Raw genomic sequence first — 22,630 nt, 5'->3', positions numbered from 1 at the left:
GGGTCAGGCTGGCGGTGGCGCAAGGCAGGGGCGACAAAGTCGTAAGATTAATGTTTACAGAATGTTGCTGCGCTGCGGCTAAACCACCGGTTGATGGCGCGAAGCGAAACGGGGTATGCCGGTCACGCCGCCGTGGCCTGTTTATGCCTATCCGCGCCGCCGCGAATGCGCTATAAATGATAACAATTATCATCAAAGAGGCTGGAATGAGGTTTTTATGCAGGTTCCACAGGCGCTAACCGCTGACTGTTGTATCGTGGGCGCAGGCCCGGCCGGCCTGATGCTGGGCTATTTGCTGGCGCGTGCCGGTCTGCGCGTCACCGTCATTGAAAAACACCCTGATTTCCTGCGCGATTTTCGCGGTGACACCATTCATCCCTCCACGCTGGAGATCATGGCCGAGCTGGGGCTGCTGGACGCCCTGCTGCAGCTGCCGCATCAGCGTGCGGAAAAGCTGCAGGCCGAAGTGGGCGGTCAGGATATTACGATGGCCGATTTTTCCCGCCTGCCGGTGCGCTGCCGCTTTATCGCCTTTATGCCGCAGTGGGATTTTCTTACCTTCCTCGCCGCCGAGGCCGCCCGCTATCCCGGCTTTACGCTGCTGCAATCCACCGATTTTGACGATTTCCTCTGGCAGGACGGGACGATCACCGGCGTCAAAACGCTGCAGGGGCAGCTGATCCACTCGCCGCTGGTGGTGGGTGCCGATGGCCGCAATTCACGAGTGCGCGAAAAGGCCGGGCTGCAAAGCGATGCCTTTGGCGCACCGCGTGATGTGATCTGGTTTCAGCTGGATAAACAGCCTGACGATCCGGCGCTGGGCATGGGGCATAAAGGGCCGGGGCAGAATTTCATCGTGATTGACCGCGGGCATTACTGGCAATGTGGCTACACCATCAGCAAAGGGCAGTTTGCGGCGCTGCAGCAGGAAGGGCTGGCAGCCCTGAAGGCCACCATGGCGCAGACGGCGCCCTTTAGCGTCGCCCGGATGGCGCAGCTGGAGAGCTGGGAACAGCTGAAGCTGCTGTCGATTCGGATTGACCGGCTGAAAAGCTGGGCCCGGCCCGGCGTGCTGTGCATTGGCGACGCCGCGCATGCGATGTCGCCGATTGGCGGCGTAGGGGTGAACCTGGCGATTCAGGATGCGGTAGCGGCGGCTAATTATCTCGCGCTGCCGCTGCGCAGGGGCACGCTGACGCTACGGGATTTGCAAAAAGTGCAAAAACGCCGGCAGTTTCCGACGGTGGCGACGCAGTTCCTGCAGATCAAGATGAGCAGCGGCAAGCGCAAGCGCAGCACGCCGGGCAAAGTGCCCCGGTTCATCAGCCGCTATCCCTTTCTGCGGCACCTGTTCGGCAGGTTAATCGGGCTGGGCTTCCGCCCGGAACGCCCGCGCCTGCCCGATGCCTGAACGCACCCGCACCTGTCGTGTCGCGCTGGCTGAGCAGGTGTGACAGAGGACGGTGATTTGTAACATTTAGTTAACCTGCAGCGCAATTTATCATTAATAAATCTTATTAAATTGCGCTGCGTTTTAACCCCTGCGTGCGCTTTTCGCTGTTTAACCACCGGCCAATATCAACCGTACGTCAACAGCAGGCAACCTGCTGATTAAAAGGCAGATTAGTTTGCCATCAGCGATTAAAAATTTCGATTAATTTTAGCTGTGACTCATTATTCAGTTTTTCTCCGTTTTTACCAGGATTAAGACGCTCTGATGAGATCATAAAAATGAGGAAAACAGCTGATATGAAACTGGATAATCTTTCCCGCAGACACTTTATGGCTTTTGCCGCGGGTGGCACCGTCGCGCTGGCGGCGGGTAAGGTCCACGCGCACGACGGCAAGGTGGCGACCTATCCTGCAAATAATCCTGATCATCCGCGCGATCCTGGCCCGCACGATCCCGTGCGGGAAGCGATCAATCCGGACCTGGTTGATCCGCCCGCCACAGACAGCGGCACGCTGCCTAATCTGCGCTTCTCCTTCAGCGATGCGCATGTGCGTAAAGGCAGCGGTGGCTGGACGCGGCAGGTCACGCAGCGCGAGCTGGGTATCTCCACAACCATTGCCGGCGTCGATATGCGGCTGGATAACGGCGGTATCCGTGAGCTGCACTGGCACAAAGAGGGCGAGTGGGCCTATATGTTGTACGGCAAGGCGCGGATCACCGCGCTGGATACGCAGGGCGGCTGGTTTGTTGATGATGTCGGCGTGGGGGATTTATGGTACTTCCCGCCCGGTGTACCGCACTCTATTCAGGGGCTGGGACCGGACGGCTGTGAATTTCTGCTGGCGTTTGATAACGGCAATTTCGACGAGGACAGCACCTTCCTGCTCAGCGACTGGTTCCGTCACGTCCCGCCGGAAGTGCTGGCTAAAAACTTTGGCGTGCCCGCTGCGACCTTTAACACCTTGCCTTCGCCCGCAGAGGAGTACATTTTTGCCGGCCAGGCACCCGAGGGCGCAGCGGCGGCTGCCGTGCAAGGCGGCAAAAAATCCGCACAGGTCTTCTCACACAACATGCTGGCGCAAACGCCCGTCAGCCTGCCGGGTGGCACTGTGCGCATCACGGATTCCGGCAACTTCCCGATCTCCAAAACCATCGCTGCCGCACTGGTTGAATTGCAACCCGGCGCGATGCGCGAACTGCACTGGCATCCCAACAACGATGAGTGGCAATACTATCTCGAAGGGCAGGGACGCATGGGCGTGTTTGCCTCTTCCGGTCAGGCGCGCACCTTTGATTTCCGCGCCGGGGATGTTGGCTATGTGCCCTTTGCCATGGGGCACTACATTGAAAACACCGGTGACACACCGCTGCGCTTTTTAGAACTGTTTAAAAGCGATTACTACGCGGATATTTCGCTAAACCAGTGGCTGGCAAACACGCCGCCGGCGCTGGTGCGTCAGCATCTGCGGCTTGATGATACCTTTATGCATGCCCTGCAGCAGAACAAACAGCCCATCGTGAAATAGTGTCGCGTGCGCAGCCCGCCTGCGCACTTTTTTCGTCTCTCCACACAATCGCAACATAACCTCGACCTTTACCCAACACCCTGCTGTTACGCTCTGCGCTGAACTGGCTTTTTCCTTTTGCGATGAGATTACGCAGATGCCTGATTGCAATACCACGCTGCGCTATGCGCGACTGCTGGCGTGCGCTGCGCTGCTGGCGGGGTGTGACCGCCCGCCGCCGGTGACGCCACCGCCTGCGCCGCCGCCGCAGGTCACCGTTATGACGGTACAACCACAACCTGTCACCCTCCACGATACGCTGCCGGGTCGCGTTGCCCCGCTGCGGGTTGCGGAGATCCGCCCGCAGGTCAGCGGGATAATTCAGCAACGACTGTTTGAACAGGGCACCGAAGTCCGGCAGGGAAGCCCGCTGTTCCGTATCAATCCAGCCCCGTTCCAGGCAGAGGTAGAGAGCGCACAGGCGGCACTGCTGCGTGCCCGGGCGGTATGGGAAAAAGCCCATCAGCTGAGCGGCCGTCTGCGTTCGCTGCTGCAAACCCAGGCCATCAGCCGGCAGACGTTTGACGACGCGCTGTCCACGGAAAAACAGGCGGCGGCGGACGTGGCGCAGGCGCGGGCCACGCTGGCACGTAAACAGCTCGATCTTAACTATGCCACGGTGGATGCCCCGATTGCCGGACGTATCGATCAGACGCTGGTGTCCGAAGGCGCCTACGTCACCGCCAGCGACAGCACGCCGCTGGCCCGCATTTATCAGGTTGATCCACTCTATATCGATGTGCGCCAGCCCGCCGGGATGGTCGACCGGCTGCGTACGCAGTTTGCCGGAGATGACCACAGCGACGCGCTGCCGGTACGGGTGCGACGTGCGGACGGTAGTCTGTACAGCCAGTCCGGCAGAGTGCTTTTTTCCGGTATTTCTGTCGACAGCGGCACCGGCGAAGTCCTGCTGCGCGTGGCGATCGCTAATCCGCAGCGTGAGCTGCTGCCGGGCATGTTCGTGCGCGTCGAAGTCCCGCGGCAGCGTGACGAAGCGGCGCTGCTGGTGCCGCAGCAGGCGGTAGTACGGGAAGCGGAGCGCGCTGCCGTATGGCTGCTGGAAGGGCAGCAGGTGAAGCGCGTGCCGGTGACGGCCGGCGATGTCATCCACGGGCACTATCGCATCCTGCACGGGCTGACAGCCGGTGCGCAGGTGGTTACGCAGGGGATGGAGCGGCTGCGTGACGGCATGAAAGTGACCGCGGTGGAGGCCAGCGCCCGCCGGTCTGCTGCGGCGCAGGGAGAATAACCATGGCGCAGTTCTTTATTCAGAGACCGGTGTTTGCCTGGGTGCTGGCGCTGTTTATCGTACTCTTCGGCGCGCTGGCCATTCCGCAGCTGCCGGTTGAGCGCTATCCATCCGTTGCGCCGCCGGCGATTTCACTCTACGCCAGCTATCCGGGCGCGTCACCGCAGACCCTGAACGAGGCGGTGGTCGGGCTGATTGAGCGCGAATTGTCGGGCGTAAAAAATCTGCTCTATTTTGAATCGTCCACGGATACCTCCGGGCAGGCGACCATTACGGCCACCTTCAAACCCGGTACCGATACAGAACTGGCGCAGGTAGATATCCAGAACCGCATCAAAGCCATTGAACCGCGCCTGCCACAAACGGTACGGCAAAATGGTTTACAGGTGGAAGCGGCCGGCTCGGGCTTTCTGATGATTGTCAGCCTGACGTCTCAGACGGGCAAAACCAGCAGCGAAGCCCTCAGCGATTACATGGCGCGCAATGTGATCGATGAGCTGCGCCGCATCGATGGCGTGGGCAGGGTACAACTGTTTGGCGCAGAGCGGGCGATGCGCATCTGGGTCGATCCGGCAAAACTGGTGGCTTACAACCTGACGATGAATGATTTGTCTGCCGCCATCAGTCAGCAAAACGTGCAGATTGCGCCCGGACGTCTGGGCGACGAGCCGGCGCAGCCGGGACAGCAGGTGTCGATTCCGCTCACCGTGGAAGGGCAGCTGAGCACGCCGGAAGCCTTCGCCGCGATTGTGCTGCGTGCCAGCAGTGACGGCGCGAAGGTGACACTGGGCGACGTGGCGCGCGTGGCGTTCGGCGCGCAGACCTACAGTTTCAGGATGCGGGAAAACGGGCAAAACTCGACCGGGGCCGCGGTGCAGCTGGCACCTGGTGCCAATGCGGTAAAGACAGCGGAGGCGGTACTGGCGCGCCTGCATGAACTCAGTCCATCAATGCCGGCGGATATCCGTTACGCGGTGCCTTTCAATACGGCGCCGTTCGTAAAGATCTCCATCGGAAAGGTTATTCACACCCTGCTGGAAGCCATGGTGCTGGTGTTTTTAGTGATGTATCTGTTTCTGCAGAACATTCGCTACACCCTTATCCCGGCGATTGTCGCGCCGATTGCCTTGTTGGGCACATTATCCGTGATGTTGCTCACTGGCTTCTCCGTCAACGTATTGACCCTGTCTGGCATGGTGCTGGCAATCGGCATCATCGTCGATGACGCCATCGTGGTCGTAGAAAACGTTGAGCGTATTATGCGCGAAGAGCAGTTGGGCCCGCGGGCGGCAACGCAGCGGGCAATGCGTGAAATCACCAGCGCGATCATTGGCATCACGCTGGTGCTGACGGCTGTCTTTATCCCGATGGGCTTCGCCAGTGGCTCGGTTGGGGTGATCTACCGTCAGTTTGCCTTTTCGATGGCGACCGCCATTCTGTTCTCCGGCCTGCTGGCACTGACCCTGACGCCTGCACTGTGCGCCACGCTGCTCAGCGCCATTCCGCCGGCCCACGCCAGCCAGGGCGTATTTGCCGCCTTTAACCGCGGCGTTGCCCGGCTGACCGAGCGCTATCAGGGCTGGGTCAGCTACAGCATTACACGTAGCGGCCGCATGCTGGTGGCGTTTCTCGCGCTCTGCGTGGCGTTGTGGCTGGCGTTCAGCCAGCTTGCTTCCAGTTTTCTGCCGGATGAGGATCAGGGCTATTTTATGACCGCGTTTCAGCTGCCCGCGGATGCGACGCAACAGCGCACGCTGGCAGTGGTGGAAAAATATGAGCAGGCTATGGCAACCCGACCCGCTATCGCCACCAGCCAGACCATCATCGGCTTTGGCTTTTCCGGCTCCGGTGCCAATACCGCGCTGGCCTTTAGTGTCCTGAAGCCCTGGGCGCAGCGCGGTGACGCCACCACCGCACAGGAAGTGGCGTTTGCAGAACAGGCGATGGCCGACGTGCAGGAGGGCAGCATCATGAGCCTGCTGCCACCGCCGATCGAGGATCTGGGCACGTCCTCCGGCTTTACCCTGCGGCTGGAAGATCGCGCAAACCAGGGCGAAAAAGCCCTGCTGGCGGCCCAGGCGCAGCTGCTGCAGCTGGCGGCGAAAAGTGACAAGGTCACTCAGGTGTATGCTGAAGGATTACCGGCAGGCAGCAGCGTGCGGCTGGAGATTGATCGCGAAAAGGCACAGGCGATGGGCGTCTCGTTTGCTGCCATCAGCGACACCCTGAGTGCGGCGATGGGGTCACTGTACGTGAATGATTTTCCCAATCAGGGACGCATGCAGCAGGTGATTATTCAGGCTGATGCCAAAGACCGGATGCAGATGGATGACATCCTGAATCTGTACGTGCGTAACAATGATAATAATATGGTGGCGCTGAAAACCTTTGTGCAGCCGCTATGGTATGACGCACCGCTGCAGCAGGTGCGCTATCAGGGCTATCCGGCGGTGCGTCTGTCGGGCAGCGCCGCGCCCGGTGTCGCCAGCGGCGAGGCGATGAACGAGATGATGCGGCTGGCGCAGCAACTGCCACCCGGCTTTGCGCTGGCCTGGACCGGACAGTCGCTGCAGGAGCGGGAGGCGGCGGCGCAGGCACCGATGCTGATGGCGCTGTCGCTGCTGGTGGTATTTCTGGTGCTGGCGGCCCTGTACGAGAGCTGGGTTATTCCGCTGACGGTGATGCTGGCGGTGCCGGCCGGCCTGCTGGGCGCGGTCACCGCTGTGCTGCTGCGTGACATGCCGGGTGATGTGTTCTTTAAAGTGGGGTTGATCACCGTGACAGGCCTGTCGGCCAAAAATGCGATTCTGATCATTGAGTTTGCCCGCCAGCTGCATGATAAAGGCGAGAGCGCAACCCGTGCGGCGCTGACAGCAGCACGGCTGCGGCTGCGGCCAATCGTGATGACCTCGCTGGCGTTTGGCCTGGGCGTGGTGCCGCTGTTACTGGCCAGCGGAGCCAGCAGCGAAACGCAGCGGGCCATCGGGACCGGCGTCTTTGGTGGTATCCTCAGCGCCACGCTATTTTCCCTGATCTTCGTGCCGCTGTTTTTTGTCGTGGTGATGCGGCTGCGTGCGCGGCTGCTGCGTCGCCAGCCGGCGCAGCCGTCGGACTGACCGGCCGCCGGCATGCAGCAGACACCCTTTCGCTTACTGAGACTGGCCCATGTGTAACGCACTGATATTAATTGCTGAAGATGATGCGGATATCGCCGCCATCCTGATGGCTTATCTGGAAAAGGCCGGCTTTCGTACGCTGCACGCGGAAAACGGCACGCTGGCGCTGGCGCAGTATACCCGGGCGCATCCGCAGCTGGTGCTGCTGGATATCCGCATGCCGGAAAAAGATGGCTGGCAGGTGCTGGCGGAGCTGCGGCGCAGCGGCAACACCCCGGTGATTATGCTGACCGCCAACGATGATGACATTGATAAACTCTCCGCGCTGCGCTTTGGCGCGGATGACTACGTGGTGAAACCGTTCAATCCAGCCGAAGTGGTGGCACGCGTGCAGGCCGTGTTACGCCGCGTTCAGCCCGCGCTGCCCGCAGAGGATATGATATTCAGCGCCAGCGTCGATATCAGCCTGCTACATCACCGTGCCATCGTCCGCCCCGCTAACGTCAACATTGCGCCGCGCCTGACGATGACAGAATTCCGGCTGCTGGCGCATCTGGCGCGCGCGCCGGACCGCGTGTTCAGCCGCGATGAGCTGCTGGAAGCCTGCCTGCCGGAAGGAGAAACCCTGCCGCGCACCGTGGACAGCCACATCAGCAAGCTGCGCCGCAAGCTGGAAGAGGCGGGCACAACCGGCCTGCTGCAGAACGTGCGCGGATTTGGCTATCGGCTGGGGAGCGGGACGTGAAACTGCACAGCATTAAACATCAGCTGAACTGGCTGATCCTGAAGGTGACGCTTTACTCGTTTGTGATCTCCTTCGGCACCTTCTTTGCTTGGGTTTTCTACACCACGTTCAGGAGCGGCCACCCGGTGGGCGATGAATTTGCGTTTGATACCGCCGACTGGGTCCAGTTGATCATTTCCACGTTGCTGACCGTGCTGGTGTCGGTGCTGACCGCGGCAGGGTTTGTCCGCAAGATTTTGTTTCCCCTGCAGTCGCTGACCGTCAGCGCCCGCCAGGTGGCCGACGGCGATCTCAGCGCCCGCGCGCAGCAGGGGGAAAAACCGCTGGCCGAAATGAGTGCGCTGGTGGATGACTTTAATCAGATGGCGGCGCGGCTGGAGAACGCCTCGCGTGATATCCGCACCTGGAACGCGGCGATAGCGCATGAATTACGTACGCCGGTGACCATTCTGCGTGGACGTTTACAGGGGCTGGCGGACGGCATTTTTCCGCCGGAACAGCAGCTGTTTGTCAATCTGGTGAAACAGACGGACGGCCTGTCACACCTGATTGATGACCTGCGAACCCTCAGCCTGGCGCAAAGTGGGCACCTGCGGCTGAGCAGGAGCACGATTGACGTGCCGCAGGAGATGGCGGCCATTGCGGCACTGATGGAGGCCGATTTCAAAGCCAGCCAGCATTCGCTGGTGCTGGATCTCCATCCGGCACAGCTCTGCTGTGACGCGGCGCGCCTGCGTCAGGCCATGCTGGCACTGCTGGAGAATGCCAGACGCTACGCGGTAAGCGGCGTGGTGGTCATCAGTTGCCGCGAGCAGCAGCAGGGCGTCACGATCAGCGTAGAAGATGAAGGGCCGGGCATCAGTCCGGAGGTTGCTGCGACAATCTGGGATGCCTTTGTGCGTGGCGATGATTCGCGCTCGCGCCAGCGGGGGGGCAGCGGTCTGGGGCTGGCGGTGGTGCGCGCAATTGTGCTGGCGCACGGCGGCGAGGTGCGCTGCACGCCCGGCACCCTGCACGGTACGCGTTTTACTTTGTGGCTGCCGGACGCCGCCTGACGCACGGCCAGGCAGACGCATGGCCGTGCAATCAGAACGTGCGGCAGTGCTCTCAGCCGGCCGCGGCTGACAGCATTGTCAGCGTGCCGGATGCGGACAGCAAGCGCGCGCTTAACCTGCCCACGGCGACTGACGGATGACGCGGCAGAAATTCAGCGGCGTGAAGTCCGGCTGCTTATCGGCGATCACATCCGCTTTTACATTACCGAAGGTGGTGTCCGGTTTATGCCGGATGCCGGCATAAAAGGCCGCAATAATCTCCTCTTTAAACGCCGCTGGACGCGGGTGCTGTGCCGTCACGGCGCTGCGCTGCGCCTCGCTGAACTGATCATAGTTGATGCCCAGCACGTCCATTTCCACCCCGGCAGTGACCAGCGCAATTTCCGGTGCCATGAATTGCGGAATACCCGGCGTGGTGTGCAGCGCGATCGCCGTCCAGACTTTATCAATCTCCGCCTGTTCCACGCCGTAGCTTTGCAGGAAATCGCGCGCCGCATTGGCTCCATCAACTTCAAACCGCTTGTCACAGCTGCAGTGGGTTTCCGTCAGGCCGACATCATGGAACATGCAGCCCACATACAGCAGTTCCGCATCGACCTTCAGGCCAAGCCGCTGCCCGGCCAGCGCACCCCAGTAGTAAACCCGGCTGGAGTGGTGAAATAAGAGGTCGGATTCCAGATCGCGCACCAGTGCGGTCGCGTCGCGCGCCATTTTGCTGTCCGGAATACGAATACCGTTAATGGTAAAACTCATCTTGTTGCTCCTTGTGGTGAAGTTGCGTTCAGCATAAAACGGCGACACAATGTCTTAAATAAACGTTTAGCGACGAATAGAGACATAGCGATGAATCGGGACGGCAAACAGAGATGAAACATCAGATCACGCTGCTGGCAGTGCCGGGCGCACAGCTTCTTGATATCTCCGGCCCGCTGGATGTGTTTGCTGAGGCGAACCGGCAACTGCAGCGGCGCGTGTATCAGCTCAGCGTTATGGCGCTGGAACAGCGTACGGTGGTGTGCTCCTCCGGTGTGCAGCTGCTGGCCGATCTGTGCCTGGACGACGCCAGCCTGCACCGTGCGGATACCTTCCTGCTGGCCGGTGCGCCGGATGCCAGCGAGCGCCAGCTCAGCGCTGCACAGCAGGCGGCGGTGGTGACGCTGTGCCAGCAGAGTCAGCGCTATGGCTCGGTGTGCAGCGGCGCGCTGTTGCTGGCGCAAACCGGGTTGCTGAACGGTAAAAAAGTCACCACTCACTGGGCCTGTGCCGAACAGCTGGCCGCCATGCTGCCCGATGCCCGCGTGGAGGCGGATGCGCTCTACGTGGCGGACGGCCCGCTGCGTACCGCGGCGGGGGTGACATCCGGGCTGGATCTGGCGCTGCGACTGGTAGAAGAGGATCTGGGGAGCGAGGTGGCGCAGGCGGTCGCTGCGAATCTGGTGATGTTTTTCCAGCGCCCGGTTAATCAGGGACATTTCATGCGTAAGCAGCAGATCTCGCTGGGCGGGCGCAGCGCCCTGCAGGCCATGCAGCGCTGGGCGCTGGCCCATCTGGCGGAAATCGACGGCGTGGAGGATTTAGCCGCGCATATGAATCTGAGCACCCGGCATCTGGCGCGCGTCTTTGCTGAAGAGATGCAGATGCAGCCGGGCGCATGGCTGGAACAGGCACGCATTGAAAAAGCCCGGGCGCTGCTGGAAAGCGGTGAACTGCCGCTTAAAGCCATTCCGGCGGCCTGCGGCTATCGCAGCCCGGATGTGATGCGACGTGCTTTTATCAGGCTTACCGGCACCACGCCGTCGCTGTATCGCCGTCTGTTCCGCGCCGCCGCAGAAAAGGCGTAACCGGCAGATTCTGTTACCGGGTTCAGCAGCCGCTCGCTTCGCTGCTGTGGCGAACAAGCGGTGAATCTGTTAATTCAGCAAAAAAATTCACTATGATGGTCAGAAAATTTGACAAAAAGTGATGCCGGCAGGGGATTATCACCCGCTGCGGCGGTTCAGGTCGCGCCAGCGCTGCGTTTATTGCGGCGAGAAGGCTGGCGGGCAGGGTCACGTTTGGCTGCCCGACCGGGCAGCAGGCGGGAAAAGGGAATTTAAACTTTTGTATGATAATGGTAATGTTTCTCAAAATCATTACGAATTGCTTACATTATCATTCAGGGTTGAAGATGAAATATACCAAGATAGCGACGGCGCTGGCCGTGATGCTGGCCGGAAAGTGCGCCTGGGCTGCCGATGAGACGATGGTGGTTTCCGGTAATATTCTGGGCGACTCGCGCGCGGAAGAGGTGAAAAGCTGGGCGGGCAGCCGGACGGTGATCGGCAATGAACAGCTGGAAAAAGGGGCGAACCGCACGCTGGATGATGCGCTGCAGCGCGTGCCCGGCGTCAAAATTCAGGATGAAACCGGCACCGGTGTGCTACCGCAGATTGCGGTGCGCGGCCTGTATGACAGCCGCAGCGGCCGGGCGCAGATTCTGGAGGATGGCATTCCGCTGGTGCTGGCACCTTATGGTCAGGAAGGGATGTCGCTGTTTCCGGTGACGTTTGCCACGGTTGACCGCATTGACGTCGTCCGCGGCGGTGCGGCGGTGCAATATGGACCGAACAACGTTGGCGGCGTAATCAACCTGATCAGCAAGCCGATCCCGCTCAAGTGGGAAAACGAAATCGCTGAGCGTGCCACCTTCTACGGCAAAGGCCGTAATCTGTGGGATACCTATCTGCGCACCGGCGGCATGCTGAATGATGATTTTGGCCTGCAGGTGGAAGCCAATCAGGTAAAAGGCAGTTCGTTCCGCGAGCACAGCGACAGCAAAGTGCAGAACTTCCGCGTGCGTGGCCTGTGGAACATCAACGAAGACACCACGCTCAACCTCTCTTATCAGTATTACGATGCGCATGCCGATCTGGCCGGTGCGCTCTCTACCGCAGATTATCTGCGCGACCGCCGGCAGAGCACGCGTCCTGAAGACGATTATGACGGCCATACCAAACGCTACAGCGCGGTCTATAACCAGCAGCTGGGATCGCTGGGCTTTATTGATTCAGCAGAATTTAACTGGATGTTCTTTGGTCATGAATCCGATCGTGATTTTCATGTCGGCCTGAGCAAAGTTCCCGGGCAAAACTTCAACCCGGCGCTGCCGGCCGATATTGTGCAAAACTCACCGCGCAGTTTTAAAGTGTGGGGCACCGAACCGCGCATTAGCCTGGATATCAACGGCGACAGCGTGAACCAGCAGTGGATTATCGGTGGCCGTTTTGTGCGCGAAGAGGTGGATTATCAGGTGCGGCAGCAGACGCTGGCGACCGGCAATACTGCCGTAACGCGCAACTGGGACTTTGATGACAAAGCCTGGGCCGGCTATATCAGTAACGCCGTGAAGCTGTTTGGCGACACGCTGACCATCACACCGGGCATGCGTTACGAAAACGTCAGCGAAAAATACGTGGATAAAACCAGCGGGCAGCGCACCTCCGCGCCAGATACGCAGTGGCTGCCGGGCCTGACGGTAGGATATCAGCTGACGCCGGAATGGTTCCTTTATGCCGATATGCAGAAAAGCCTGCGCCCGGCTCAGGTCACGCAGATTGTGAAGGGCGGCGATGTCAGCTCGGAGCTGGCGTGGAACTATGAGAGCGGCGTACGCTACACCCCCAACGAAAACCTCAGCCTGCATGCGGGTCTCTACCGCATCGATTATAAAGATCAAATTTCCTACAACAGCGTTTCTGACAGCTATGTCAATATCGGTCGCACCCGTCACCAGGGGGTGGAGCTGGAAGGTTTCTGGAGCCCGGCGGCGGTGGACGGGTTAAAGCTGCACGCGGGCTATGCCTGGCTGCAGGCCGAGCAGCGTAATGGCGTGAACCGCGGTAAGGAGGTGCCGTATGCCTCGCGCACCCAGCTGACGCTGGATGGCAGCTACGAATGGCGTGATACCACTTTCTCGCTGGCAGGATATTACTTCAGTAAATCCTTTACCGATGCGGCCAACACTGTCAGTGAAAACCGCACCGGCTCGGTGGGCGAAATGCCGTCTTACTGGGTGTGGAATGCGCAGGTGAGTCGCGATCTGTATAAATCCGGCAATACGGTGCTGAACGGCTACGTGGGCATCAATAACCTGTTCGACAAGGATTACTGGTTCCGCGGTGTGGACACCAGCCCGTGGGGACGGCAGCCGGCTCCAGGGCGCTCGGTTACCGCTGGCGTCAGCCTGAAGTTCTGATCGCAAACAGCCCGTTCTGATGAACGGGCTTTTTTTGTGCTTACGGCTGCAGAAAGAACAGGCCGCGATAGGGGATGCCAGCGTAATCCCGGTACAGCGCTTCGAGATCCGCCTGCGGATCAACATCGCGGAAGGCCTGGGGATGGAACAGTTTTGCCATCGCCTCTAGCGCAATGACGTTGAACGGGCTGTCGTAAAACTGATGGTAAATCGCCATTACGCGTGGGCTATGCGCCACCGGCAGTACGCTCACCATCGGCCGCTGCATCAGCGCCTGCAGACGCGGCAGCGCGCTGCTGCGCGTGGCGTCATACCCCAGCGGCACGGCCTGAGAAGGCGAACCGCGCTGGCTCCAGTCTGCGCCGCTCAGCAGATAGACATCCGGTCGAGCCACGATCAGCAGTTCCGGGCTGATGTCCGCACCCTGGGGCGGTACCTTGTCGGCCATCAGGTTGCGTCCGCCTGCGGCAGGAATGAACGCACCAAAACTGTTGCGGCCAAACACGGCGCAGCAGCCCATACCGGTCATCCCGGCATGATTCTCAAAGACCACACCAGGCCACTGATCTTCAGGGATTGCCGCTACGCGCTGACGGGTGCGCTGCAGCAGCTGCTCCCAGTGCTGAATAAACCGTTCCGCATGCGGTGACGCGCCGGTGACGGCACCCAGCAGGCGCAGGCTGACCGGCGTGTGTTTCAGCGGCTGCTGGCGGAAATCGATGAAGATGACCGGAATGCCGCTTTTCTCCAGCAGTGGCAGGGTGCCTTCACTCTGCAGCTTCGGCAGAATGCCGATATCAAACACCACCAGATCGGGTTTCAGCGTCGTGGCTTGTTCTACGCTGAACATGCTGCGATAAGGATTGATAAACACCGGAATCTTCGATAACCGGGGCCAGGCGCTGGCAAAGAAGCGGCCCATATCCGGCGCGCGGGTTTGCAGGGAGTCGTCCCATGCCACAATGCCTTTCAGTGGATCATCCGGATGCAGCAGGCTCATGGCCAGCAGCATGCGGCTGTCAGCCAGTACGATGCGCTGCGCGGGAGCAGGCAGAGTGACGTGCCGCCCGGCAACATCCGTTACGCTGATCGGCTGCGCGGCGCTCCACAGCGGCCATAGCAGGGCAAACAGCCAGATTAACCCTTTACGTTTCATAGTTTCTTTCCTTACACGCGACGTGGTTTCGGGCGCGTGACCTGATAAGCAGCCGTTGAGTTTCCGTAACAATTTATTTCGTCCGCCCTGCGGGCAGTTACAGGATTTTATCGGAAGATCAACGCGATATCATCCGCTTTTCTCGCCGTTATCGCCTGGATTGCGCCAGATCCGTAATCATCACCCGCTGGATTTATTCAACAAAACGGATGAAAAGGTTTGAAAATTCCTGAGTTAATCGTAATGATAATGTAAATGATAACCATTACTAAACAGGGATTTTTATGATCGCGCTGACCTCGCCGGAACAACGGTTGCAGACGAAACCTGCGCTGTTTGGCCTGCTCAACTCCGTGCCGCATCCCACGATAGTCGAGATGATCGCCACGGCCGGTTATGACTTTGTGCTGCTGGATCTGGAGCATCTGCCGCACAACGAAACCCTGCTCAGCCAGTGTATTCAGCTGGCACAACAGCATCACTGTGCACCGCTGGTGCGCATCACCGTGGACGATATACCGCGTGCCGGACGCCTGCTGGACATGGGAGCGCACGGCATTGTGCTGTCACGCGCTGAGAGCGCGCAGCAGGTTGCTGCACTGCGTGACGCGATGTTCTTCCCGCCGGCAGGGACGCGCGGTATCACCGGCGGCAGCGTTACCGGCTTCGGCACGCTGCCGCTGGCGGAATATATCCGCCAGGCCAACGAACGGCTGTGGCTGGTGCCAATGATTGAGACGCCAGACGGCGTGGCGGCCATCGACAGCATTCTGCGTATTCCGCAGGTCACGCTGGTGATGGAAGGCGCGCTGGATCTGGCCATGAGTATGCAGCTGGGCCCGCAGCCCACGCATCCCGAGGTGGAAGCGCAACTCCACCTGCTGGCCAGCCGCTGTGCCGCAGCGGGCAAACGCTTCTGCGCCAATCCACGCACACCGGAGCAGCGCCTCCGCTGGCGTGAACAGGGCATTGACTGCTGGCTGTGCGGCGAAGATCGCGGTTTTCTGTTCCGTACGCTGCAGCAGCGGCTGCACGAACTTTCCTCTTCTTAATCCTTCGTTACGACAATGCAACAGGTACTTCCATGCTCAACCACAAGCCCTATGTGATCATTAGTCACGTCGTGAATGCGGCAGTGATCGAAGGTTTTATCCCCGCCGCTCAGCAGCTGGGTTACCCGGTCGTGGTGCTGACCGATCATGCCATGGCGCACAATCAGGCGCTGGACGCCAGCGTGCGCGTCATTGAGTGCGATGTCTTTAATCCGCTGTCGATTCTGGATGTCCTGACCGGCTGGGGTATCACGCCCGCCGCGCTGTTCTCTAACAGCGACCATCTGCAAACTGCCACCGCCATAGCGGCCAGTGCGCTCGGGCTGCCTGCAAAGCCGTGGCAGATTTGCTATGCCGCGAAAGAGAAATGGCGCATGCGCCAGCGCCTGCAAACGCTGGGGCTGCCCTCCGTGTGGTCAACGCCGCTGCTGCCCGATACCACGCCGCAGGATGACTGGCCGTGGCCGCTGGTGGTGAAGCCCGGCCAGGGCGTGGCATCAATGGATGTGCGACTGGTGCACGATCGCGCCAGCTGTGAAGCGTATCTGGCGCAGCTGCCGGTGCGCCAGACGCTGCTGGCTGAAGCCTTTATGTCCGGCCCGCTGTTTACCCTGGAAACGCTGGGGGACGGCAATGAAGTCGTAGCGGTCGGCGGGTTTGATGTCGAGCTCTCGCCGCCGCCGCACTTTGTGGAAATGGCGGCGCGCTGGAGCGGCGAGCAGAGCACGCGCTGGAAGCAGCAGGCGCTGGCCCAGCTGCGCACCTTTGGCGTGGGTTTTGGCGTCTGCCACAGTGAATTTATTGTCACGGAAAATGGCCCGGTGCTGGTGGAAATTAACTATCGCAGCATTGGTGACGGCCGCGAATTTCTGCTGGATCGCCTGCTGCCGGGCGGCTGGTTCACCCCGATTTTACAGCTGCATCTGGGCCAGCCGCTGCCGCCGGTGAAGCCGGCCGCGGGCGAGGCGCTGATTCACTATGTGGTGGCGCAGCAGAGCGGCGTGCTGCAGCAGGCCCCGCAGCCTCAACCCGCCCCCGGTTTGCGCTACCGTCCGCTGAGAGCGCAGGGCGAGGCGGTCACGATCACCCACTCCAATAAAGATTACCTCGGCGTGATCTATCTGGAAGCGGAGCACCGCGAACAGCTGCAGCAGCGCTATGCCGCGACCCTTGCCAGCCTGCAATGGGAGATTGCACCATGAACCAGCATGACTACATTACCCTGCGCATTATTGATACCTGCCTGCGGGAAGATGTCAGCGGCGTGATTAGCCGCGCCGATATCACAACGACGGCCGATCAGACATGGCTGCAGTACCGCAACGGTGACGTCATCCTGCGGCTGGCGGTGCGAGCCAGTGACTATATGCAGCGCTGGCGTGCGGTGTCGCCGGTGTGGCAGGTGCAGACGGCGGATGGCTGGGCGACGCAAAGCGGCTATGCCGCCTGGCTGCGTGCCCTGATGCCGGATCAGCAGGAGGAGACGCGTCAGCTGTTTGCCACCTACAAAGAGGAGGCCGATGCCGCCGTGGCACAGGGCGAACTGTGCGCCGCTGCGTTTGCCGGGCAGCGCGAGGCGCTGCTGCGCCCGCCTGCCAGTATGAGTTGGGGAGAGCGACTGCGACATGCTGACCAGCTGGCCAGTTTCCTTGATCACCCTTATTACCCGACGGCGCGCGCCAAGTTTGGCTTCAGCGAGGCGGATTTGCGCGCGTATGCGCCGGAATTCTGTCAGTCGTTCAGGCTGCGCTGGCTGGCGCTGCCGGCCGAGAGCCTGACGCTGACCGATGCCGCCGCCCGGCCTGACTGGTGGCCGCAGCCGCAGCAGGTGGGGCTTGATGAAGACTTGTACCGGCACCACGCGCTGATCCCGGTGCATCCGCTGACGCTGCGTCATCTCAGCGCGCTGCCCGCCGGGGCGGCGATCGCGCCGGAAGCCTGGCTGGATGTCTATCCCACGCTCTCGGTGCGCACCGTGCAGCTGAAAGCGTGGCCGGGCGATCACCTGAAAGTGCCGCTCACCATGCGCACGCTCGGGCAGAAAAACATCCGGCTGATTAAACCCTCCACCCTGTATGACGGCCAGTGGTTTGCCGATGTGCTGACGGCGATTGGCCGGGAGGATAGCCTGCTGCAGGACCGCTACCGTCACGTTGATGAGCGCTTCTGCGGCCATGTGGCGGAAGACAAGCAGCTGGCGTTTCTGCTGCGCCGCTATCCGGCCGCCCGCCCCGGCGAAACGCTGCTGCCGGTGGCGGCGCTGGGCAGCACCTTACCCGACGGGCGGCTTTATCTCAGCGCACTGCTGGCGCAGCCGGGTATGCCGGATATTGCCTGCTGGTGGCGCGACTACTGCCAGCTGATGGCCGATGTGCATCTGACCCTGTGGCTGCGCTACGGCATCGCCCTGGAGTCCAACCAGCAGAACGCGGTGCTGAGCATGACCCCAGGCGAACCGCTGACGCTGGTCATGAAAGATAATGACGCCGCACGGATTCTGCCGTCCCGCTTTGCCGCTGCTGCCCCGCAGCTGGCAACGCGTTTATCGCAGCTGCGCGATGCGCGTATCTGCGTGCAGGAGGAGTCCGCGCTGGCGCAGATGTTCATTACCATCACCCTGCAACTCTGCCAGGCCGCAGTGCTGGAGAGTCTGGCCGCGGCCGGGGTGCTGGAACGCGAAGCGGGCTACGCCACGCTGCGCCAGGCGCTGGAAAACACCCTGGATCGGCTGGCGCGCGAAGGGGTGGAGACCGCTTACGCCCGGCAGCAGCTGTTTGCGTCACCGACGCAGCCGGTGAAGTACCTGCTGCTGAGCGGCAGCCTGCTGAGTAAACAGGCCTCCGGCGCGGCAGACATCAACAAGTTTTACGGTCAGAGCGGCCCTAACTTCCTGCAGCGGGAGAGCAACTGATGCGCAGCACGCTGGTGGTGGTGCTGGCCTGTCACTTTCTGGCGGCATTTACCGTACTGGGCGTTCCGCTCTATCTGCCGCGGCTGCTGCAGGCGTTTGGCCTGGCTGAACAGAGCCCGTGGGCCGGCGTGCTGTTCAGCCTGCCAGCGGTGATGACGGCGCTTTCCGCCAGCGGGTGGGGACGCTTTGCCGATCGCTACGGCCGGCGGCTGTCGCTGCAGCGTGCGCTGGCCGGCCTGACGCTGGCGTTTCTGCTGGCGGGGGCCGCGCCCTCGCTGCCGTGGCTGGTGCTGGCACTGGCGCTGCAGGGGCTGGCCGGCGGCACGCTGGCGGCCGCCAATGGCTACCTGTCGCAGTATCTGCACGGCGATGCGCTGGCAAAAGCGCTGAACTGGACGCAGTTTTCTGCCCGTCTGGCGCTGCTCAGCGCACCGCCGCTGATGGGCGCCGTGCTGATGGTGCTGCCGCATATCGGCCAGCGCCTGTGGCTGGGGCTGGCGCTGCTGCCACTCGCCGGGCTGCTGCTGTCGTTACGGTTGCTGGATGAGGTGACGCCGTCACAAACACGGAGCTCTGCCCGGGGAGCACCGGCCGAAAAGGCCGCGCCGCTGTGGCCGCTGTGGCTGATGCAATTTTTGTTCAATTTCGCCATGGTGGTGACCTTTCCCTATTTCCTGCCTTATGCCGCGCACTGGCTGCATCAGCCGGTGATCGTTGGCGTGTTTTACAGCTGGCCGCATCTGATTTATCTGCTGCTGCTGCCGCTGTGGCATCGCCTGCCCGGACGCGGCCTGTGGTTTGCGCCGGGCATGCTGCTGCTGGCGCTGGCGGCGCTATGGCACACGCGGCTGGAGACGCCTGCCGCGCTGCTGGCGGCGCGCACCCTTTTTGGTCTCGGCATGCTGCTGGCCTATAGCGGTGCCAATCAGCTGCTGAGCAACGCCATCCGCCAGCACAGCGCCGGAAAGCAGTTCGGTCAAATTGACGCCGCCGGGAAATGGGCCGGCGTGGCGGCCGGACTCAGCGCGGGCTGGCTGGTGGCGCATACCACGTTGCAGACGCCGTATCTGGCGTCCGCCCTGGCCGCAGTGATGGCCGTTTTCATCTTTGTTACTTCATCTTTACGAGGATCAGGTTATGTCCGTATCACTCGCAGTTCGTGAACATCCGCTGACGGCCGCGAAACGGCCACTGCAGCGTGAGCAGGCAGAGTTTGCCGCGCTGACGGCGCTGCTCAACTGCTACATCCGCGAGTTTGCCCGCCCGGCAGGGCGCGTGCGCCTGGCGCGACAGGGCAATATTCCGCTGTCGCTCGCCAGCCGGGTGGTGAGTGGCGACGTGGTGCTGCTGTCGCTGGATGTCAACGGGGAGACGCTGCTGGCGCTGCGCGCCACCCGCTGGAGCCTGCTGGATCGCGGTGATTACAGCGGTTCGCCTTTTATCAAGCAGTTTGGCACGCCGTGGCGCGCTGTACCCTGCAGCGAAGCAATAGCGCTGCTGGTGCATGTGATGATGCGCGAAAGTGGCCAGCAGCCAAATCAGGAGCTGCAGCAGCAGATTGAAAACAGCGTGCAGGTGATGACCGCATTCCTGCAGCAGCTGCCGCCACCGGCCACCACGCACAGCTATATCCGCAGCGAAGAGAGTCTGCTGTGGGGCCATCCGATGCATCCCAGCCCGAAAAGCCGTCAGGGCGTGACGCCACAGGCGCTGCTGGCCTGCTCACCGGAGGTTTCTGCACGCTTTCCGCTGTTCTGGTTCCGCATCGATCCCTCGCTGTTGCAGGTGCGCGGCAGCGCACCGATCAAAGACATGCTGGCAGGATTGCAGGGCGAAAACTGCTATCCCTGCCACCCGTGGGAAGCGCGCCATATCATGGATTCGCCGCTGTATGCCCGCGCCCGTGACGCCGGGCTGATTACGCCGCTCGGCGAAACCGGGCCGGCGTTTGCCGCAACCTCGTCGGTACGCACGCTCTGGCGCGCCGATTTACCCTATTACCTGAAATGCTCCATTCACGTCCGGCTGACCAACTGCGTGCGTAAAAATGCCTGGTATGAACTGGAAAGCGCGGTTGCGCTGAATCAGCGACTGAAGGGGGCATTTACCCGGCTTGAAACGCAGACGCCAGGGTTCCGCATCATGCGTGAGCCGGCGGCCAGCAGCCTGGATTTCTCATCGCTGGCACGCGCTGATGAAGCCGAAGAAGTGCGCCATCTGCAGGAGTGCTTTGGCATTCTGTACCGTGAAAACCTGCACGATGCGCAACCGTGGCTGGCTGCCTCGCTGTTTGCTCTTGATCACGCGGGACACAGCCCACTGCAGGCGATAATCCGCCAGCTGGCGCAGGCGCGCGGGCTTACGCAAGCACAGGCCAGCCGGTTATGGCTGACGCACTATCTTGAGGTGCTGCTGCCTGGCGTACTGGAGGCCTTTTTCGCCGAAGGGCTGGTGTTTGAGCCGCATCTGCAGAATGTGCTGCTGGCGCTGGAGGATCATCTGCCGGTGGCCGTATGGGTGCGCGATCTGGAAGGCACCAAACTCACCACTGAACGCTGGCGCGAAGCGGATCTGGCCGGGATGTCAGACCGGGCACGGCAGTCGGTGTGGTACAGCCGCGAGCAGGGCTGGTGCCGGGTTGCCTACTGCCTGCTGGTTAACCATCTCTCCGAAACGCTGTTCCGCCTGGCGGATGGCGACCGGACGCTGGAACAGCAGCTGTGGGATGTGCTGGCACAGCAGCTGACACGCTGGCGGACGCAGCCGGAAATCGCTGCTGTGCTGGCGGGCGGCACGCTGCCTTCCAAAAATAACCTGAAAACCCGCCTGATGCAGAAAGCCGATCGGCATGCCGATTACACCCTGATGCAGCATCCGCTAAGGAGCCAGCCGTGACCCCGCAGGTATTACACAAACTTCAGCAGTTACAACAGCAGCGCACCGAACCTTTTTGTGCCTATGTTTACGATCTGACGGCGCTGCGCCAGCACACCCAGGCCATGCGCCGCGCCTTACCGCCGGGATGTGAACTCTTCTATGCCGCCAAAGCTAACCCGGAAGCGGCGATCCTGCGTACGCTGAGCGCCGACGTGGACGGCTTTGAAGCGGCATCCGGCGGGGAGCTGAACTGGCTGCGCCAGCAGGTAGCGGACAAGCCGCTGATTTTTGGCGGGCCGGGCAAGCTGGAGAGCGAACTGGCGCAGGCAATTGAGCAGGGCGTAGAAGTGCTGCACGTGGAAAGCCTGACGGAGCTGAACCGTCTGCAGGCGGTGGCCCGCCGCAGCGGCCAGCCGGTCGCGGTGCTGCTGCGGATGAATATTGCGCTGGAGGGCATCGGCGGCACGCGTCTGATGATGGGCGGGAAACCCACGCCTTTCGGGCTGGATGAACAGGAGCTGCCCGCCGCCCTGCGCGCCATAGCGGCATCGCCGCACATCAGGCTGCGTGGTTTTCATTTTCACCTGATGTCTCACCAGCTGGACGTCGATAACCACCTGGCGCTGATACGCCTTTACCTTGATAAAGTGCATGACTGGTGCCAGCGCTGGCAGCTGACCATTGATTTGATCAATGTTGGTGGCGGTATCGGTATCAACTACCAGCAGCCGGAATGTCACTTTGACTGGTCACAGTTCTGTCAGCGCTTACCCGATATCACCCAGCGCAGCCAGGCGCACGGCTGGACCCTGCGCTTTGAGTGCGGCCGGTTTATGACGGCCGCCTGCGGCTATTACGTGATGGAAGTGCTGGATGTGAAAAAGAATCTCGGCGAGTGGTTTGCCATCGGCCGCGGCGGTACGCACCATTTCCGCACGCCGGCGGCGCAGAGTCACAATCATCCGTTCAGCGTGCTGCGCCGCGCGCAGAATGAACCCTGGCTGCGCGACCAGCCGGTGACGCTGGTCGGACAGCTCTGTACGCCGAAAGATGTGCTGGCACGACAGCAGCCGGTCGCCGCGCTGGCACCGGGCGACTGGCTGGTGTTCAGTCTGGCCGGCGCCTATGCGTGGAATATTTCCCATCAGAACTTCCTGATGCACAGCCCGCCGGAGGTATTCTGGCTGGACGATGACGCGGCTTCTGCCTGAACGGCG

The 22,630-nt window shown here is 61.3% G+C and carries 17 protein-coding genes; 14 read left to right on the top strand and 3 right to left on the bottom strand.

Annotated features, from left to right (window positions below; all coding sequences use genetic code 11):
* Window positions 1-217: 217 nt before the first annotated feature.
* From D8B20_RS19025 to D8B20_RS19000, 6 genes are all read left to right on the top strand, one after another.
* Window positions 218-1,411, top strand: a complete 1,194-nt coding sequence (locus D8B20_RS19025) for an FAD-dependent oxidoreductase (protein ID WP_145891238.1) — start codon at window positions 218-220, stop codon at window positions 1,409-1,411.
* 371 nt (window positions 1,412-1,782) lie between these two features.
* Window positions 1,783-2,979, top strand: a complete 1,197-nt coding sequence (locus D8B20_RS19020; protein WP_145891633.1) for a cupin domain-containing protein — start codon at window positions 1,783-1,785, stop codon at window positions 2,977-2,979.
* A 136-nt stretch (window positions 2,980-3,115) separates the two neighbouring features.
* The gene (locus D8B20_RS19015) at window positions 3,116-4,267 is read left to right on the top strand and encodes an efflux RND transporter periplasmic adaptor subunit (protein ID WP_145891236.1); all 1,152 of its coding nucleotides are present in this window, start codon (window positions 3,116-3,118) and stop codon (window positions 4,265-4,267) included.
* Between the two features lie 2 nt (window positions 4,268-4,269).
* Window positions 4,270-7,383 carry a multidrug efflux RND transporter permease subunit gene (locus D8B20_RS19010; RefSeq protein ID WP_145891234.1) on the top strand — a complete coding sequence of 1,038 codons (3,114 nt, stop codon included), beginning with the start codon at window positions 4,270-4,272 and terminating at the stop codon, window positions 7,381-7,383.
* A 49-nt stretch (window positions 7,384-7,432) separates the two neighbouring features.
* Window positions 7,433-8,128, top strand: coding sequence for a response regulator (locus D8B20_RS19005; protein ID WP_145891232.1), 696 nt, complete (start codon window positions 7,433-7,435; stop codon window positions 8,126-8,128).
* The gene (locus tag D8B20_RS19000; RefSeq protein WP_145891229.1) at window positions 8,125-9,183 is read left to right on the top strand and encodes an ATP-binding protein; all 1,059 of its coding nucleotides are present in this window, start codon (window positions 8,125-8,127) and stop codon (window positions 9,181-9,183) included. Before D8B20_RS19005 ends, D8B20_RS19000 begins: the two co-directional genes overlap by 4 nt.
* Before the next feature lie 111 nt (window positions 9,184-9,294).
* Here D8B20_RS19000 and D8B20_RS18995 read toward each other — a convergent pair whose 3' ends face one another.
* Window positions 9,295-9,936, bottom strand: a complete 642-nt coding sequence (locus D8B20_RS18995; RefSeq protein WP_145891227.1) for an HD domain-containing protein — start codon at window positions 9,934-9,936, stop codon at window positions 9,295-9,297.
* A 113-nt stretch (window positions 9,937-10,049) separates the two neighbouring features.
* Here D8B20_RS18995 and D8B20_RS18990 point away from each other — a divergent pair, with 113 nt between their 5' ends.
* Window positions 10,050-11,024 carry a GlxA family transcriptional regulator gene (locus tag D8B20_RS18990; RefSeq protein ID WP_145891225.1) on the top strand — a complete coding sequence of 325 codons (975 nt, stop codon included), beginning with the start codon at window positions 10,050-10,052 and terminating at the stop codon, window positions 11,022-11,024.
* Window positions 11,025-11,046: 22 nt separating this feature from the next.
* On the opposite strand, the gene D8B20_RS18985 is transcribed toward D8B20_RS18990, so the two are convergent.
* On the bottom strand, window positions 11,047-11,316 hold the full coding sequence (locus D8B20_RS18985) for a hypothetical protein (protein WP_145891223.1): 270 nt from the start codon (window positions 11,314-11,316) through the stop codon (window positions 11,047-11,049).
* 34 nt (window positions 11,317-11,350) lie between these two features.
* On the opposite strand from D8B20_RS18985, the gene D8B20_RS18980 reads away from it, so the two are divergent.
* On the top strand, window positions 11,351-13,417 hold the full coding sequence (locus D8B20_RS18980) for a TonB-dependent receptor family protein (protein ID WP_145891221.1): 2,067 nt from the start codon (window positions 11,351-11,353) through the stop codon (window positions 13,415-13,417).
* Window positions 13,418-13,457: 40 nt separating this feature from the next.
* Here the strand turns inward: D8B20_RS18980 and D8B20_RS18975 are convergent, their stop codons facing one another.
* Window positions 13,458-14,573 carry an ABC transporter substrate-binding protein gene (locus D8B20_RS18975; protein WP_145891219.1) on the bottom strand — a complete coding sequence of 372 codons (1,116 nt, stop codon included), beginning with the start codon at window positions 14,571-14,573 and terminating at the stop codon, window positions 13,458-13,460.
* 284 nt (window positions 14,574-14,857) lie between these two features.
* Between D8B20_RS18975 and D8B20_RS18970 the strand changes: the two genes are divergently transcribed.
* The 6 genes from D8B20_RS18970 to D8B20_RS18945 are packed head-to-tail and all read left to right on the top strand — an operon-like array spanning window position 14,858 to window position 22,624.
* Complete coding sequence (locus tag D8B20_RS18970) at window positions 14,858-15,625, top strand: HpcH/HpaI aldolase family protein (protein ID WP_145891217.1); 768 nt, start codon at window positions 14,858-14,860, stop codon at window positions 15,623-15,625.
* Window positions 15,626-15,657: 32 nt separating this feature from the next.
* Window positions 15,658-16,827 (top strand): ATP-grasp domain-containing protein, encoded by a 1,170-nt coding sequence (locus D8B20_RS18965; protein WP_145891215.1) that lies wholly within the window; start codon window positions 15,658-15,660, stop codon window positions 16,825-16,827.
* Window positions 16,824-18,536, top strand: coding sequence for an IucA/IucC family protein (locus D8B20_RS18960; RefSeq protein WP_145891212.1), 1,713 nt, complete (start codon window positions 16,824-16,826; stop codon window positions 18,534-18,536). Before D8B20_RS18965 ends, D8B20_RS18960 begins: the two co-directional genes overlap by 4 nt.
* Window positions 18,536-19,699 (top strand): MFS transporter, encoded by a 1,164-nt coding sequence (locus tag D8B20_RS18955; RefSeq protein WP_145891210.1) that lies wholly within the window; start codon window positions 18,536-18,538, stop codon window positions 19,697-19,699. The genes D8B20_RS18960 and D8B20_RS18955 overlap by 1 nt, the downstream gene beginning before the upstream one ends.
* Window positions 19,674-21,431 carry an IucA/IucC family protein gene (locus tag D8B20_RS18950; protein ID WP_145891208.1) on the top strand — a complete coding sequence of 586 codons (1,758 nt, stop codon included), beginning with the start codon at window positions 19,674-19,676 and terminating at the stop codon, window positions 21,429-21,431. The genes D8B20_RS18955 and D8B20_RS18950 overlap by 26 nt, the downstream gene beginning before the upstream one ends.
* Window positions 21,428-22,624 (top strand): type III PLP-dependent enzyme, encoded by a 1,197-nt coding sequence (locus D8B20_RS18945; protein ID WP_145891206.1) that lies wholly within the window; start codon window positions 21,428-21,430, stop codon window positions 22,622-22,624. The genes D8B20_RS18950 and D8B20_RS18945 overlap by 4 nt, the downstream gene beginning before the upstream one ends.
* Window positions 22,625-22,630: the final 6 nt, after the last annotated feature.

Origin of the sequence: Candidatus Pantoea soli (genome assembly GCF_007833795.1) — a bacterium.
Lineage (GTDB): Bacteria > Pseudomonadota > Gammaproteobacteria > Enterobacterales > Enterobacteriaceae > Pantoea > Pantoea soli.
This window is presented reverse-complemented; position numbering and strand designations above follow the sequence as displayed.